The organism is Streptomyces sp. NPDC057702 (assembly GCF_042799315.1).
In the GTDB taxonomy this organism is placed as follows: Bacteria; Actinomycetota; Actinomycetes; order Streptomycetales; family Streptomycetaceae; genus Streptomyces.
In genome coordinates this window covers 38,445-53,401 of the sequence record NZ_JBHVJC010000027.1, presented here as the reverse complement: position 1 = coordinate 53,401, position 14,957 = coordinate 38,445, and the positions used below count along the sequence as shown (strand labels likewise).

Below are 14,957 nucleotides of genomic sequence, written 5' to 3'. Positions count from 1 at the left end.
CCGCCGCCGCATGGGCTCCGGCTCGCGCGGCGGCCCCCGAACGACGCGAGCGGCGGTCGGTCCCCAGGACCGGCCGCCGCTCGCGTTCGCGTGTCGTCGGGTACTACCGCGTCGCCGGCTCACCCGCGCCCGCGCCCAGATCGGGGTCCGGGTCCCCGTCCGGCGCGATGCCCAGCGGCCCGGCCAGGGCCGCGGACAGCGCCGCGCACAGCGGCAGCTGGAGCGTGAACAGCGCGATGATCAGCGTGACGAAGGCGTAGTCCACGGCCTCGCCCGCCCCGTCCGAGAGGAACCGGACCGCGCTGACGGCCAGCAGCGCGACCGCGTACACGACGGTGTTCCGGGTGGCGATCAGCCACCGGTGCGGCGTCGGCCGCGCCCACGCGAGTCCGGCCACCACCAGCGTGGTGATCGTCAGGAAGGCGAGCGACCAGCCGCCCAGCCAGTCGTCGGAGAACGTCCGCCAGGAGCTTTCGCCCGCGCCGTCGGGATAGCCGCCGGCGTAGATCAACACGAACGACAGGAGTGCGCCCACCACCCAGGGAACGAGTGTCACGGCTATCGCGAACGCGACGGCCTTGGGCGGTGTTGCGCTCATGGTCGGGCCAATCGTCGAAGGGCGGGACGGACGGTCTTCGTACCGTGAATTTCCGTCAGTACCCGCCGTTGTTGCCAATCGTAGCCGCGGGGCAGGCCGGCTTGAACAGGCAGGTCGGGCTGGCCTGCTTGGCGGTGTGCAGGAATCGTGTGTACGTCTTCATCGGGGACCGGGTGAATCCGCTGATGATGATCTCGTGGTCGGGCATCTGCTTGTGCCGGCCGGAGATGTAGAAGTCGCCACTACGGCTGATCCGGGCGTTGTAGTAACCGGAAATGCTGCCGACACCGCAGTACGGATTACCGGCCTCGGTGATTCCGCGCACCTCGGCCGTCTTCGAGTTCTGCGACATCACGCGGAACGACATCTTCTTCTTGCTCGCCGTCTTCTTGCCGACGAACTTCCCGTTCGTCTTGTAGACGTGCGTGGTGCCGATGTGCGCGTTCCACGAGGAGCCGCCCTGCCAGTACACGATGCCCGTCAGGTCCGTGCGGTGGCTCTTGTTGTCCGCCTTGCTGAATCCCCGGTTGTCGCCCGCGTACTTGTAGCCCTTGGTGTACGTGCAACCCACCGGCGCGGTGACCCACTTGCTGCGGATGAAGGTGCGGTAGCGGATCGTCGTCGAGTGGTACTTCTTGGCCTTGGCCTCGGCCGCCACCGCGGCCCGCTCCAGCGCGGCCGGCTGGGTGGAGGTGGGCACCTCGACGTTCAGGCTCCAGGTGTGGCCGTTGACCGGCTTCTCACCCGTCGCGCGGAACGCGGCCCGCTCGCTGTCGGTCCACTGGCTCGCCGGCGCCTCGGCCGTGGTCGAGACGCGGTACTCGCTGGCGGTCCCCGGGCGCGCGGTCGTGTCGCGCAGGCTGGTGCCGCGCGTGGTGGCGATCGGCTTGCCGTCGCGGAAGACCCGGTACGGGGCGGCGCCGGCCACGCCGGGCCACGACAGGTCCACGAACTCGGAGTTGGCGGCCCAGGCGGCGCGCGCGGGCGCGTCGGTGGTGGCGGCCAGCGTGGTGCCGGCCAGGGTCGGGCCGTCACCGCCGGTGCCCTGGAGCACGCTGAAGTCGGTGGCCGCTCCCCTGATGTGGCGCAGCGTCCGTGGAGCCGTGCCGCTCGCGGTCAGGAAGCGGCCCTGGTCGGCGCTGAACCGGTAGCCCGCGCCCGGCGCGGTGCCGCTCGACGCGGCGTCCCGGTCGGCGGCGGGCGCGGCCCCCGGGCGCGCGCCGTCGCTCAGCGGGCTGGCCACCGCGCCGGTGGTGCCGCCCGTCACCAGGGCCAGCGGCAGCGCGATCGCCGCCAGCGCCCGGGGCACGGTGCGGTGGGCCCGTGCGGGCGTGGCGGGGTGGGTCGGATCGGTGGAAGTGGTGCGTATGGAACGCATGACGTGGTGTCCCCCTGAACGCCCGACGGCCTGTTCCCGACCGTCGCGGTATCGGTCGTGACGTGCCCAAAGTCGGCTACGCCGCAGGTCACCCTATACGTAATGGCGTGTACAGGTCGCTTCTGATTGGCGGGTATACGGCGGTGCGTGGGCGGGTATGAGGGGCGTGTTTCGGCCAGCCCAGCAGTGCGCTGGCCACGGGCCGATCCGGCCCCGGTGGCGGCCGGAGTCAGTCTTCGCGGCGGCCTGCTTCTGACACGCGGAGGGGCTGGCCGGTCACCGCCGATCAGACGATCACCAATCGTGGTCAATCCCTTACAAGCGCTTGTGGCTCTTCGTACCGTCGGCGGGCGAGCGGCCGAAAGCCAGGCCGACACGCGAACTGGCAGCGCGACGGAAGGGCTCGCCATGGAGTGCGAAGAAGGCCAACCCCAGGACGCCGTGGCGTTCTTCGGCAGCGAGGTGCGGCACGCCCGCGAGCACGCCGGGATGACCCAGTTGGAACTTGCCACGGAGGCGGCGTACGACCGTACGTACGTGGCACGGGTGGAAGGCGGAGGGCTCCTCGGCTCCAAGCACTTCGCCGAGACGTGCGACCGGGTGTTCAAGACCAACGGGTACTTCGTGCGGCTGCGGGCGCGGGTCAGCCAACGCGGGCATCCGGCGTGGTTCTTGCCGTACGTCGAGGTCGAGAAGACGGCTCGGTCGATCTCCGACTACTCCAACGCGTTCGTGATGGGGCTGGTGCAGACACCCCGGTACGCGGAGGCGCTGTTCCGGGCAGCCCATCCCCGGGAGACGGGCACCGAGATCGCAGCCCGGGTCGAGGCACGTCTGACGCGGCAGGACATCATGAAGCGGGAGTCGCCTCCACTCCTGTGGATGATCGTTCACGAGGCCGCGCTTCGCGTCCAGGTGGGCAGCCGCGAGATCATGGCGGAACAGCTCACACGCCTTGCGGACGAGGCTAGTTCACCCCATGTGAAGGTGCAGGTGTTGCCGAACGATGCCGGTGCGCCGGCGGTCAGCGTCTCGTTCATCCTGGTAGACCGGGACGAGTCCGAACCGAAGGTGTACAGCGAGACGTTCGGGCAGGGGCACTTGGCCGATGACCCGGAATCACTCCGTCGCGCCGGCGCGACGTACGATCGGCTGCGAGCCTCGGCTCTTTCGCCAGAGCGCTCGATCCGGCTCATCCGTCGCATCGCTGAGGAGTTCTCGTCATGACGGAGCAGGTTTGGGTGAAGTCGTCCTACAGCGGTGGCGAGGGCGGCAACTGTGTCGAGTGGGCCCCCAGCCGGGTAGTGGCCACCGGTGTTGTCCCGATCCGTGACAGCAAGGACCCGCAGGGCCCGGCGTTGCGTTTCGAGGTGTCGGCGTGGTCCGCCTTCGTCGCGGGTGTCAAGGCTGGCGACTTCCACGCCTGATCTCACCGCTTACGACGAGCCCCCGCCAGCGCACGCCCAGCGCGCCGGCGGGGGCTTTCGCGAAGGGGGCAGGCAACGGCCCCATGGCGCCCTACGATCGGTTGCGAGCCTCGGCTCTTTCGCCAGAGCGCTCGGTCCAGCTCATCCGTCGCATCGTTGAGGAGTTCTCGTCATGACGGAGCAGGTTTGGGTGAAGTCGTCCTACAGCGGCGGCGAAGGCGAGTGCGTTGAGTGGGCCCCCAGCCGGGTAGTGGCCACTGGTGCCGTTCCGGTTCGTGACAGCAAGGACCCGTACGGCCCGGCGTTGCGTTTCGACGTGTCGGCGTGGTCCGCCTTCGTCGCGGGCGTCAAGGCTGGCGACTTCCACGTCTGACCCCATCGCTCACGAACGAGCCCCCGCCAGCGCGCCGGCGGGGGCTCTCGTTCGTACGGGCACGGTTCCCGGCGCGCGCCGGGGCGGGGTGGCCCGGGCCGTCCCGCCCCGGGTCAGCCGCCGGGGCGCAGGTGCCGCAGGCTGCCCGGGTGTTCGCGGAGGTAGTCGGTCAGGGAGCGGGCGGGGGTGCCGGTCAGGCGGGGGACGACGTCGGAGACGGCGCTCATCTCGTTGCCGGCGATCGCCTCGTACGAGCTGACCCAGCCCGCCAGTTCCCAGGCGGCGGCGTTGTAGCCGGCCCGCGACGCGTACGCCTCCTCCTGGGTCTCGGCGACGTAGCGCACCTCGCGTCCGCTCGCGCGGCCCAGTTCGTCGGCGACCTCTGCCAGGGAGAGCGCGGTCGGTCCGGTGACGTCGTAGGTCAGGCCGTCGTGCGCGCCGTCGGTGGCGGTCAGGACGGCCGCGGCGACCCCGGCGACGTCCTCGTGGGCCACGGCCGCGGCCCGGCCGCTGCCACCGGGCCCGCGGAGTACGCCGTCGGCGCCGGTCATCGCGGGAAACGCGGCCAGGTAGAGGCTGTCCCGCAGGAACGTGAACGGCAGGCCCAGGCCACGGATGTGCCGCTCGGTGTGCCAGTGGTCGCGGGCGAAGGTGAACGTGGCGTCCGGCGCGGCGCCCTGGAACGAGACGTACACGATCCGCCGCACGCCCGCCGCGACCGCCGCGTCCACGGCGGTGAGGTGCTCGCGTACCCGGTCGGCGCTCTCCCGGGCCGAGACCAGGAACAGGGTGTCCGCGCCGGCGACGGCCTCGCGCATCGCCTCGGCGTTCCCGTACTCGGCGCCCGGCGCGGCCACCGCGCCGGGCAGGTCGGGCAGCTTGGCCGGGTCCCGGCACAGCAGCCGCTGGGCGACACCGGCGTCGGCGAGCCGGCGGGCGACGAGGCCGCCGATACGGCCGGTCGCTCCACTGACGGCGATGACTGGGGGCATGACGTGGACGTCCTCTCCTCGCGTGCGCTGGCCGCTCCTCGCGTGCGCGCTGGCTGCCAGTGTGCGCGAGGTGGCCGCGTACCGGCCCCTGGACGCGCGCACGGGCACCCGACGCGGGCGACACGCGCGCGGCCGGCCCGTACCGGAAGGAGAGCGCGCGCCGGTACGTGGCGGGGAGGTCCCGCGCGCCGAGGCCGCCGCCCTGGCCGGGCCGGCGTCGGCCCGGCGGGGAGAGCCGGCCGCGTCCCGTTCCCGGGGGCGTGCTCAGTCTGGTACGTGGATGATCGGGAAGCTGCCGGTGTTGGTGGGGGCCGAGTCGGGCAGCCACAGGACCGCGACGGCGCCCTCCCGGCCCTCGGCGGTCGGCTCCGCGTTGCGGAAGGTCAGGCGCGCGCCCAGGACGCGGGCCTGGCCCTGGGCGATGGTCAGGCCCAGGCCGTGGCCCTTGCCCGCGCGGTCGCTGGCGCCGGTGCGGAAGCGGCTCGGGCCGTCCTTGAGCAACTCCTCGGGGAAGCCCGGGCCGTGGTCGCGGACCCGGATCATGCGGCCCTCGACGGTCACCTCGAACGGCGGCTTGCCGTGCTTGGCCGCGTTGGCCAGCAGGTTGCCGAGAATCCGCTCCAGGCGGCGCGGGTCGGTGCTCACGTACGCGTCGCGGACGACCGCGATCTGGGCCTCGGGCGCCACCAGCCGCACCCGGCGCGCGACGAACTCGCCGAGCGCGATGTCGTCCAGCTCCGCGCGCTCCGCGAACCCGTCGAGCCTGGCCACCTCCAGCACGTCCTCCACCAGCGTGCGCATGGCCTGGGCCCGGTCGCGTACCAGCTCGGTCGGGCGGCCCGGCGGCAGCAGTTCGGCCGCCGTCAGCAGCCCGGTGACGGGGGTGCGCAGCTCGTGCGCGATGTCGGCGGTGACCCGGCGTTCGGCCTCCAGTCGCTGGCGCAGCGCGTCGGCCATGCCGTCGATGGCGCCGGCCAGCTCGTCGGTCTCGTCCCGCACCCGGCCGCCGATCTGCTCGCGTACCCGCACCTCGCTGTCGCCCTCGGCGACCTTGCGGGCCGCCGCCGCGGCCTTGCGCAGCCGGCGCGAGAGCTGGTCGCCGATGAGGACGCCGAGCGCGACGCCGCCCAGCACGACCGCCAGCGAGCCGATCACCAGCACCCGGTCCAGCTCGTCCAGGACGGCGAACCGGTCCTGGAACTGGCCGTGCACCGACAGCACCCGGCCGTTGCTGACCGGCACCGACGCCCAGATCTCGGGCGCGCCGGAGCCGGTGTCCTGGAGGTAGGTGGCCCGCAGCCCGCGCGCGGCCTCCTGCTGGAGTTGTTCGGGCAGTTCGGGGTCGTCCAGCTTGGCCTGGAAGAGCAGCCGGCGCGTCGACTCGTAGAAGCGCTGCGCGACCTGGACGCGGTCGTCCATGACGTCGCGGCTGTTGTCGAGCATGGAGGCGCGGGCCGCGTTGTGGACGACGAGGCTGAGCGAGGTCGCGATGAGCGCGCCCACGCAGGCGATGGCCAGGCTGACCTTCCAGCGCAGCCCGGTACGGAACGCGAGCCGTGCCATCTCAGCCCTTGAGCTTGTAGCCGAAGCCGCGAACCGTCTCGATCCGGTCCTGGCCGATCTTGCCGCGCAGCCGCTGGACGTGGACGTCCACGACGCGGGTGTCGCCGCCCCAGCCGTAGTCCCACACGCGCTCCAGGAGCCGGTCGCGGGAGAGCACGGTGCCCGGCGCCGCCGAGAACTCCAGCAGCAGCCGCATCTCGGTCGGCGTCAGCGCCACCGGCGTACCGGCCTTGCGGACCTCCATGCCCTCCGGGTCCACCTCCAGGTCGCCGAAGCGCAGCGGCCCCTCGCCGTCCGCGTCGTCGGCCGACCCGGCGCCGGCCGCGCCGCCGGGGCCGCTGGCGTGGCCGAAGCGGCGCAGCACGGCGCGGATGCGGGCCACCAGCACGGCGCCGTCGAACGGCTTGGTCACGTAGTCGTCGGCGCCGGCCTCCAGGCCGAGTACCACGTCGATGGAGTCGGCCCGCGCCGAGAGCATGATCACCGGAACGGTGGACTCGTCACGTATGCGCCGGCACAGGCTCACCCCGTCCAGGCCCGGCACCATCACGTCGAGCAGGGCGATGTCGGGCCGGTTCGCCCGGAAGCGCTCCAGGCCCGTCAGCCCGTCGGGCGCCGCCGTCACGACGAAGCCGTCCCGCTCCAGGGCGAGCTGGGTGGCCTCGCGGATCACGTCGTCGTCCTCGACGAAGAGCACATGGGTTTCCGCCACGGTCGCCGTCAGCCTTCCGTTCCGTCGTCACTGGGCAACTCGTCGTCTTCCACGGTCTTGCTGAAGTCGGTGTGGGTCCGCCCGGTCTCGACGAACCGCCCGTCGGACCAGCGGTAGTGGATGACATCCTCGCCCGAGGGGCAGCACAGCGCATCACCGGTGTCGTAGACCTGCTGGGTGACGCGCAGCTCGTTCTTGTCGATGTCGGTGTAGACGGGGGCCTGTTCGGACCGGAAGACGTTCGTGTAGTCCCGGCCCGCCTTGCGGTACACGTACGAACCGATACCGAAGCCGTCTCCGCAGGTCATCACGTTGATGACGACATCGGCCGCGGAAGCGCCGGTCAGGTCGGCGTAGCTGACCTCGACCGGGTACTCGTCCTTCACACAGGGCTTGAGGTTCCGCTTGAGGTCGACGTCGACCCCCGGGTCACCCTTGAGCAGCGCGACGGCGTCCACCTTCTCCTGGGACGGCGCCGCCGACACCGACGGCGCCGCGGTGCCCGGAGACGACTCCCGGGTCACCACGTCGCGCTGTGCCTGGCCTTCCTTACGCACGCCATCGCTGGCGGAGTTGCACCCGGCCAACACCAGGCCGGCGGTCGCGGCGAGCCCCGCGACCACACCCCCGGTGAACAGGGCGGTCTTGCTGGGAGCCGCCTTGATCAGGCCGCGCACCTGTCCTGCCCCCGTTCGTGGCGTGCGCGACGGTCCTCGTGCCCGGCCTCGACGCCGGCGGGGCGCACGGTACCGACCGGGTTCACCGCGCTCACGGGGCTCCGCTCGGCCCGCGTGGCGAGCGCCGGCGCGCGGCCGGGGCGCTGGCCCAGGGGCTGACGCTGGCGCACCACACCGGCCAGCGGAACGCCGGCCGGGCGAGCGGCGGCCGGCCGGGCGGCGGCGGCCGTCGCGGGCACCCGCACGTCCTGCCGGCGCGGGCGCGGGACGGCGCCACGGACGACGCCGGGGCCACCGTTGACCCGGGCGTTCGCGTCCGGGCGCGCCTCGCCCACCTCGGTGGCCTCGCCCCGCCGCTCCGCGCGCTCCAGCGCGATGGCGGCCAGGTCGCGGCTCTCCAACTCCTGGCGTAGCCGTGCCAGAGCACGGTGCAGCGTGCTCTTGACCGTGCCGGTCGACATCCCCAGCGCCTCCGCGGTCTCCTCGGTGCTCATCTGCTCCCAGTGTCGCAGGACGACGACGCTGCGCTGCTTCGGCGCCAGACAGGACAGGAGGTCCATCAGGAGCTCGCGGTCCGCATGCTGCTCGGTGCCGTCCTCGACCCGCGCGTCCGGCAACTCGTCGGTGGGCACCTCGTCCAGCTTGCGGGCGCGCCACCACTCCGTACGCGTGTTGATCATGACACGGCGCAGGTACGCGTCGGCGAGCGACTTGTCGGCGATGCCGTCCCAACGGCTGAGCGTACGCACCAGCGCGGTCTGGAGGAGGTCCTGTGCCTCGATCGGGTCGGGCACCAGTCGGCGGGCGCTGCGCAACAGCGCGTCCTGCCGGTTACGAACGTACTCTTCGAAGTCCAGTACCTCGCCGCTGCTGGCCATAGCGCAGCCTCCATTCCACGGTGTTCCCCACGTCACGCCCCTGGTCATGAGGCGTGTTACCGAGGAAGTTACGGAGCCGCTGTTGCGGCATCCCGTACGGAAGCACTGCCGCCAACGCACAGCTGTCCATAGGTTGTGTAACAACGACCGCCAGGCCCCTCCGCCCCTCACGCGGTGCGCTGCGCCGTGTGGGCGGAGTGACCTTCGAGGGCGTCTCCCCGCCCCGGCGCGGGGTGCCTCGCGGCGCGGCAGGTCTTTCGGCGCGGGGTGCCTCTCGGGGCGGGGCGCCGTCCCCTCTTGTCGCTGTGCGGTCCGAGCGCGGGGCCGTCTTTCGGCGTGGTGCCCGCTTCGGTGGGGGTGCCTGCCGGCGCGGGTGGGTGTGACGGCGCGCTGTCGGGTGTGGAGGTGGGTGTGGGTGTGGCGGCGGGGTGACGTCCGCCGGGTTGGTGGCTCCGGCGGGTGTGGGGGCGGGTGCGGGCGTAGGTGTGGCGGCGGGGTGACGTCTCCCGGGTTGATGGCTCCGGCGGGTGTGGGCGGGGGGGCGTCCCTGCCGTACACGGGTGGGGCGGTCACCCGGTCGGTGCGGAGGGGCTGACGTCGGGTGCGGGTGTGGGTGTGGGTGTGGGTGCTGTGCGGTTCCGGGTGCGGGCGGGGTGCGCGTACGCCGTCGGGCTCGGGCGTGGGGCGGGCGCGGATGGTCGGGTGCTTCCGCGACCGGGCGTCCGCCGGGGGCCCGGTCTCCGCGACCGGCGTCCGCCGGGGGCCCGGTCGTTCCGGGTGCGGGCTGGCCCGCACCCGGAGCGCTCAGCTCTGCGGGAGCCGGTAGACGCCGCCGGCGAGCGGCTCCACCAGGCCGTCGGCCACCAGCCCGTCCAGCGCCCGGGCCCGCTGGATCGGCTCGTGCCACACCCGGTCCAGCTCGACCCGGGACACGGGCCCGGTCGCGTCCCGCAACACCGCGAGCAGCTTGCCACGCACCTGGCGGTCCGTGCCGGCGTACGTCTGGCCCCGGCGCGGCGGACCGTCGTGCGCGGGTGAACCCGCGAGCTTCCAGGCGCACCGTGCCGCGATCGGGCACCGGCCGCACTCGGGCGAGCGGGCCGTACACACCAGTGCGCCCAGTTCCATCGTCGCCGCCGCCCAGCGCGCCGCGGTCGCCTCGTCGGCGGGCAGCAGCGAGCGGGCGAGCTTGCGTTCGGCGGCGGTGGTCGCGTTCGGCGGGTACTGCCTGCCGGTGACGGCTCGCGCGAAGACCCGGCGCACGTTCGTGTCGAGTACCGGGTGGCGCTGGCCGTACGCGAACGAGGCCACGGCCGCCGCGGTGTACTCGCCGACCCCGGGCAGCGCGAGGAGCTGCGCGTGCTCGCGGGGTACGTCACCCAGGTGGCGCTCTCTTATCGCCGAGGCCGCGGCGTGCAGCCGCAGCGCGCGGCGCGGGTAGCCGAGCCGGCCCCAGGCCCGGACGGCCTCGCCGGGCGGCTCGGCGGCCAGGTCGGCGGGGCGCGGCCAGCGGGCCAGCCACTGCTCGTAGACCGGGAGCACCCGGGCCACCGGCGTCTGCTGGAGCATGAACTCGCTGACCATCACCCCCCACGGCCCGGCCTCGGGCCGCCGCCAGGGCAGGTCGCGGGCGTGCGCGACGAACCACGTGTTGACGGCCGTGTGCAGGGCTGCGACCTCGGCGGACGGTTCGGCGCCGGGCCCCGTGGGGCGCGCCGTGGGGCGCGTCCGCGCGGTGGCGGGCCGGTCGGTGGGGGCCGTGGCCTGGCCGGCCGTGGGCCGGGATCCGGGCCGCGCGGCGGCGTCGGGCCCGGCGGCGGCGCGCTCGGCGGCCCCGGGCGCGGCGGCCTCCGGCTCGGCGGCGGGGTGCGCGGCCTCCTCGGCCCGGGCGGGTGCTGCCCGTGGGGACTCGACCTGTGGGGGCTCGGCCCGCGCCGGCGCGGACTCGACCTGCGCGGGCTCGGCCTGCGGGGACGGTGCGGGCGAAGAGGGGCGGGGGGCGCGCTCGGCGGACTCGGGGGCGCGCTCGACGGGCTGTGCGGCTTCGACAGATGGCGCGGGCGTGGCAGTCATAGCAGCATCGATCCTGGCACGACGCCGGCTCGCGACGAAACGGCCCGCGCCGGGCGGCCGGGTGAGCCGCGCCCGCCGTCCGGGCCATGTACGCCCGCCGCCCCGGCCTCGTACGCCCGCGGCCCGAGCCCGGTGGGACCGCCGTCGAAGCCGGGCGTGGTCGGCGCGTCGGAGCCGGGCGTGACCACCGTCCGCGCCGTACGCGACCGCCCCGCTGGCCACCTGCGACCGTCCCTTGGGCCACCGCGACCGCCGTCGGAGCCGCGTGTGACCGCCGCCCGGGCCACGCGGGCCCCACGGCCCGGGCCGTACGCGACCGCCCGGGCCACCCCCGCCGAGGGGTCCGCCCCGCCCGCCGCCAACGGACGGGCCCGGGCCCGCCGAGGCCCCCGGCACGACGGGAGCGGGCCCGAAAACCCGCCGGGAAAGCGCTCTCCGGGCAGATGATGCGAAAAGTCGACCCGGAATGCGGCGGGTAGTGGCGGGTGTCGTAACGGATCTCTCGTAGAGTTTCCGCGTGGGATCTCTGCGCAATCCGATCGGTCCGCTCCCTTCCTCCATCTACTGGCGGCGGAGGGCAGTTGCGCTGTCCCTGGCCGCGCTGCTCATCCTTCTCGTCATCTGGGCCGTCGGCCTGGGCGGCGACGACGGTGGCGGCAAGAGCGACGCCAAGGGCACCGGTGGCGGCACCGAATCCGCCGGCACGATCACGCCGGGCCCGTCCTCCTCCACGCCCGTCAACGACCAACGGCCGGGCGGGCGTGACGAGTCGGACGAGGACAGCGGCGGCTCCGGTGGCAGCGGCGGTAGTGGCGGGAGTGGCGGCAGCGGTGACGGCGGCGCCAGCGGCGGTACGGGTGGCGCCGGTGGTGCGAGCGGCGGCGCGGGTGGCTCCGGCGGCAGCGGCACCACGGGTCAGGCCGGCGGACTCGGCGTGGGCAACGGCGCCGTGGAGCCCGCCGACTCGACGCTGGCCGACTGCGAGGCGGGCGCCGTGGAGTTGACGCTGCGCAGCCTCAAGAACTCCTACGACCCCGGCGACAAGCCCTCGTTCGAACTCGTCGTGAAGAACACCGGCGACGCCGCCTGCAAGGTCGACCTCGGCCGCGCGTCGGCCTCACTCACCATCACCGACGCCGACGACAACCACATCTGGGCCTCGAACGACTGCCCGCGCGGCAACGCCACGTCGATGGTGCGCGTCCCGGGCAACGACAAGATCAAGCGTTCCGTGGAGTGGGACCGCAAGTCCACCCAGCGCGAGTGCGCGACCCCTTCCGGCGTCAACACCGCCCAGGCCGGCACGTACCTGGTCGAGGCCAAGGTGGACGGCGTCGGCACGGCCCGCGTCTCGTTCGTCCTGGCCAAGGACTGACCCAGGCCCCCCACCCCGCGCCCGGCGTCGGCCCGCCCCGGTCGACGCCGGCAGACCGGAGCCCCATGCAGACCGCCCGCTCCTCCACCGGCCGCCCCACCGGGACCCACCGCCCGCGCGCCGCGCTCGCCATGGCCCCCGAGGCGGCCGACGGCGTACTCGACGCCGGCGCGCTGCGCGCCCTCGCCGAACTCACCGACCTGACCCCGCCGCCCGCCCTGACCGACTTCGCCACCGAGCGCGCCCGCCGCGTACTCGGCGACACCGAACTGCTGATCACCGGCTGGGGGTGCCCGCCCGTCGACGATCGGGTGCTGGCCGCCGCGCCCCGGCTGCGGGCGATCGTGCACACGGCCGGTTCGGTACGCGGCCACGTGGGCGCCGCGTGCTGGCGGCGCGGCATCCAGGTCTCGACCGCCGCGCGGGCCAACGCGTTGCCGGTGGCCGAGTACACCCTGGCCATGATCCTGCTCGCCAACAAACGCGTCCTGGAGTCGGCCCGCGACTTCCACGCCGCCCGCGCGCGCGAACACTGGCAGTACGCCGGCCCCGGACAGGGTAACTACCAGCGCACCGTCGGCATCCTCAGCGCCTCCCTCACCGGCCGCCGCGTCATCGAACTCCTGCGCCCGCACGACCTGGAGGTGCTGCTGTACGACCCGTACGTCAGCGCCGAACAGGCGGCGGCGCTCGGCGCGCGCGCCACCGGTCTCGCCGAACTCTTCGCGGCCAGTGACGTGGTGAGCGTGCACACGCCCCTGCTGCCCGAGACGCGCGGCCTGGTCAGCCGCGAACTGATCGCCACCCTCCGCCCCGACGCCACCCTGATCAACACGGCGCGCGGCGCGGTCGTGGACCAGCCGGCACTGACCGAGGCCCTGCTCGCGGGCCGCGTCCGCGCCGTCCTCGACGTCACCGACCCCGACCAGCTCCCGCCCGACCATCCCCTGTGGACCTGCGAGAACGTCCTCCTCACCCCCCACATCGCCGGCTCCCAGGGCACGGAGCTACGCCGCCTGGCCACCCTGGCGATCGACGAGGTACGCCGCTGGACCCATGGCAAGCCCTTCGCCCACCCCGTCCCCCCCGACCAAGCCCCCTACCTGGCCTGACCCCCACCCTCCCGAAGCGACCCCAACGACCCCCCCCAGAGCGAGCACGAACGCCCCACCGCTGGGGGCGAACCGGAGGGCCCTGCCTGAGCAACGGGCACCCCGCCCAGGGGGCGAGCCCCAGGCCCCGTCTGGACGACCCGTCTCACAGGCGAATCCGAGGCCGCTGCCCCGGGGGCGAGCCCGAGGTCGCTGCCCCGGGGGCCCTGCCTGGGGGAGGTGAAGGGGGCGGTCCCGCCCGGAGTAAGCGCGAGGCTCCTGCCCTGGGGGCCCTGCCTGGGGGGAGGTGAAGGGGGCGGGTCCCGCCCGGGGTGAGCGCGAGGCTCCTGCCTCAGGATGAGCCCGAGGTTCCCTCCTGGGAGGGGAAGGTGAAGGGGCGGCCCCGCCCCTTCCTCTCGCCGCAACGGCGCTCAGCCACAACCCACCGCGTCCGGCGAAATCCCCACCAACACCATGCCGACCCCACCCAGCCCCCTGTCAGAGGAAGGGAGCAACCCGGGTAACGAGAGGCCAAGCCTCCCCGACAGGGGAGCCCCCCCCAAGCCCCCCGCCAGGGGAAACCCCTCGCCAGAGACGGGGAACCCCGAGACCGAGAGGTCAAGCCACTACCCCAGCGCGGAGCGGCCCAGCGGCGAGCTACACGTAACGCTCCAGGATCGAGGACTCCGCCAGCCGGGAGAGGCCCTCGCGGACGGAGCGGGCGCGGGCCTCGCCGACGCCGTCGACCATCTGGAGGTCGTCGACGCTGGCGGCGAGCAGCTTCTGGAGTCCGCCGAAGTGCTCGACCAGGCGCTCGATGATGGCGCCGGGCAGCCGGGGGACCTTGGCCAGCAGGCGGTAGCCCCGGGGGGAGACCGCCGAGTCCAGGGTCTCGGGCGAGCCGCTGTACCCCAACGCGCGGGCGACGATGGGGAGTTCGAGGAGTTCGGGGTGGGTGAGCGCGTCGAGTTCGGCGAGCGCCTCGGGGACGGTGCGGGTGCGCTTGGCCGTCGGCTCGGGTACGTAGTCGCGGACGACCAGTTCACGCTCGGGTTCGACGCCGGCGATCAGCTCATCGAGCTGGAGGGAGAGCAGGCGCCCGTCGGTGCCGAGCTCCACCACGTACTCGGCGATCTCGGTCGCGATGCGGCGGACCATCTCCAGCCGCTGGGCGACGGCGGTGACGTCGCGGACGGTCACCAGGTCCTCGATCTCCAGCGCGGAGAGCGTGCCCGCGACCTCGTCCAGCCGGAGCTTGTACCGCTCCAGGGTGGCCAGGGCCTGGTTGGCGCGGGAGAGGATGGCCGCCGAGTCCTCCAGGACACGCCGCTGGCCGTCCACGTACAGCGCGATCAGCCGCATCGACTGGCTGACCGAGACGACGGGGAAGCCCGCCTGGATGGAGACCCGCTGCGCCGTACGGTGCCGGGTGCCGGTCTCCTCGGTCGGGATCGAGGCGTCGGGCACGAGCTGCACACCCGCCCGCACGATCTTGGTGATGTCCTTGTCGAGGATCAGCGCGCCGTCCAGCTTGCACAGCTCGCGCAGCCGGGTCGCGGAGAACTCGACGTCGAGGACGAAGCCGCCGGTACACATCGACTCGACGGTCTTGTCCATGCCCAGCACGATGAGTCCACCGGTGTTGCCACGGAGGATGCGCTCCAGGCCGTCTCGCAGCGCCGTGCCCGGCGCGACCGCGCTGAGGGAGGCGCGCATCAGACGATCGGAACCGGAGCTTCCACCGGCCCTGCCGGGAGCTGTCGCCCGGTCGTTGGCTGCCACTGCACTCCTCCGTCGCCAGATCTGGTCGGTGCCGCAGG

Annotated in this window: 12 protein-coding genes and 2 pseudogenes; 5 read left to right on the top strand and 9 right to left on the bottom strand. The window is 73.6% G+C overall.

Features of this window, described 5'->3' with window-relative positions; translation table 11 throughout:
- Positions 1-103 precede the first annotated feature (103 nt).
- Both ACFVFR_RS21360 and ACFVFR_RS21355 read right to left on the bottom strand, forming a co-directional pair.
- Positions 104-598: a hypothetical protein gene (locus ACFVFR_RS21360; protein WP_383703996.1), complete on the bottom strand. Its 495-nt coding sequence runs from the start codon at positions 596-598 to the stop codon at positions 104-106.
- Between the two features lie 55 nt (positions 599-653).
- Positions 654-1,976 carry a hypothetical protein gene (locus ACFVFR_RS21355; RefSeq protein WP_383703994.1) on the bottom strand — a complete coding sequence of 441 codons (1,323 nt, stop codon included), beginning with the start codon at positions 1,974-1,976 and terminating at the stop codon, positions 654-656.
- 408 nt (positions 1,977-2,384) lie between these two features.
- Between ACFVFR_RS21355 and ACFVFR_RS21350 the strand changes: the two genes are divergently transcribed.
- The 3 genes from ACFVFR_RS21350 to ACFVFR_RS21340 all read left to right on the top strand — a co-directional run bounded on the left by ACFVFR_RS21350 (position 2,385) and on the right by ACFVFR_RS21340 (position 3,776).
- Entirely contained in the window at positions 2,385-3,203 is an 819-nt protein-coding gene (locus ACFVFR_RS21350; RefSeq protein ID WP_383703992.1) for a Scr1 family TA system antitoxin-like transcriptional regulator, read from the top strand.
- Complete coding sequence (locus ACFVFR_RS21345; protein ID WP_383703988.1) at positions 3,200-3,403, top strand: DUF397 domain-containing protein; 204 nt, start codon at positions 3,200-3,202, stop codon at positions 3,401-3,403. The genes ACFVFR_RS21350 and ACFVFR_RS21345 overlap by 4 nt, the downstream gene beginning before the upstream one ends.
- Before the next feature lie 172 nt (positions 3,404-3,575).
- The gene (locus ACFVFR_RS21340) at positions 3,576-3,776 is read left to right on the top strand and encodes a DUF397 domain-containing protein (protein WP_383703986.1); all 201 of its coding nucleotides are present in this window, start codon (positions 3,576-3,578) and stop codon (positions 3,774-3,776) included.
- A 113-nt stretch (positions 3,777-3,889) separates the two neighbouring features.
- Here the strand turns inward: ACFVFR_RS21340 and ACFVFR_RS21335 are convergent, their stop codons facing one another.
- The 6 genes and pseudogenes from ACFVFR_RS21335 to ACFVFR_RS21310 form a co-directional block, all read right to left on the bottom strand.
- Positions 3,890-4,768 carry an NAD(P)H-binding protein gene (locus tag ACFVFR_RS21335; RefSeq protein ID WP_383703984.1) on the bottom strand — a complete coding sequence of 293 codons (879 nt, stop codon included), beginning with the start codon at positions 4,766-4,768 and terminating at the stop codon, positions 3,890-3,892.
- 264 nt (positions 4,769-5,032) lie between these two features.
- On the bottom strand, positions 5,033-6,331 hold the full coding sequence (cseC, locus tag ACFVFR_RS21330) for a two-component system sensor histidine kinase CseC (RefSeq protein WP_383703982.1): 1,299 nt from the start codon (positions 6,329-6,331) through the stop codon (positions 5,033-5,035).
- 1 nt (position 6,332) lies between these two features.
- Positions 6,333-7,043: a two-component system response regulator CseB gene (gene cseB, locus ACFVFR_RS21325; protein ID WP_383703980.1), complete on the bottom strand. Its 711-nt coding sequence runs from the start codon at positions 7,041-7,043 to the stop codon at positions 6,333-6,335.
- An 8-nt stretch (positions 7,044-7,051) separates the two neighbouring features.
- Entirely contained in the window at positions 7,052-7,720 is a 669-nt protein-coding gene (locus ACFVFR_RS21320; RefSeq protein ID WP_383703978.1) for a hypothetical protein, read from the bottom strand.
- Between the two features lie 218 nt (positions 7,721-7,938).
- A pseudogene (locus ACFVFR_RS21315) lies at positions 7,939-8,598 on the bottom strand (SigE family RNA polymerase sigma factor); the annotation flags it as partial.
- 804 nt (positions 8,599-9,402) lie between these two features.
- Positions 9,403-10,272: pseudogene (locus tag ACFVFR_RS21310) on the bottom strand (A/G-specific adenine glycosylase); the annotation flags it as partial.
- Between the two features lie 916 nt (positions 10,273-11,188).
- Between ACFVFR_RS21310 and ACFVFR_RS21305 the strand changes: the two are divergent.
- Positions 11,189-12,046, top strand: coding sequence for a hypothetical protein (locus ACFVFR_RS21305; protein WP_383703976.1), 858 nt, complete (start codon positions 11,189-11,191; stop codon positions 12,044-12,046).
- A 65-nt stretch (positions 12,047-12,111) separates the two neighbouring features.
- Positions 12,112-13,158 carry a hydroxyacid dehydrogenase gene (locus ACFVFR_RS21300; protein ID WP_383703974.1) on the top strand — a complete coding sequence of 349 codons (1,047 nt, stop codon included), beginning with the start codon at positions 12,112-12,114 and terminating at the stop codon, positions 13,156-13,158.
- A 636-nt stretch (positions 13,159-13,794) separates the two neighbouring features.
- Here the strand turns inward: ACFVFR_RS21300 and disA are convergent.
- Positions 13,795-14,919: a DNA integrity scanning diadenylate cyclase DisA gene (gene disA / locus ACFVFR_RS21295; protein ID WP_383703972.1), complete on the bottom strand. Its 1,125-nt coding sequence runs from the start codon at positions 14,917-14,919 to the stop codon at positions 13,795-13,797.
- Positions 14,920-14,957 lie beyond the last annotated feature (38 nt).

Excerpts from the sequence above, each read along its gene's own strand:
- cseC (WP_383703982.1), bottom strand. The coding sequence starts at position 6,331 with ATGGCACGGCTCGCGTTCCGTACCGGGCTGCGCTGGAAGGTCAGCCTG.
- ACFVFR_RS21360 (WP_383703996.1), bottom strand. The coding sequence starts at position 598 with ATGAGCGCAACACCGCCCAAGGCCGTCGCGTTCGCGATAGCCGTGACA.
- ACFVFR_RS21350 (WP_383703992.1), top strand. The coding sequence starts at position 2,385 with ATGGAGTGCGAAGAAGGCCAACCCCAGGACGCCGTGGCGTTCTTCGGC.
- ACFVFR_RS21345 (WP_383703988.1), top strand. The coding sequence starts at position 3,200 with ATGACGGAGCAGGTTTGGGTGAAGTCGTCCTACAGCGGTGGCGAGGGC.
- ACFVFR_RS21300 (WP_383703974.1), top strand. The coding sequence starts at position 12,112 with ATGCAGACCGCCCGCTCCTCCACCGGCCGCCCCACCGGGACCCACCGC.
- ACFVFR_RS21340 (WP_383703986.1), top strand. The coding sequence starts at position 3,576 with ATGACGGAGCAGGTTTGGGTGAAGTCGTCCTACAGCGGCGGCGAAGGC.
- ACFVFR_RS21355 (WP_383703994.1), bottom strand. The coding sequence starts at position 1,976 with ATGCGTTCCATACGCACCACTTCCACCGATCCGACCCACCCCGCCACG.
- ACFVFR_RS21335 (WP_383703984.1), bottom strand. The coding sequence starts at position 4,768 with ATGCCCCCAGTCATCGCCGTCAGTGGAGCGACCGGCCGTATCGGCGGC.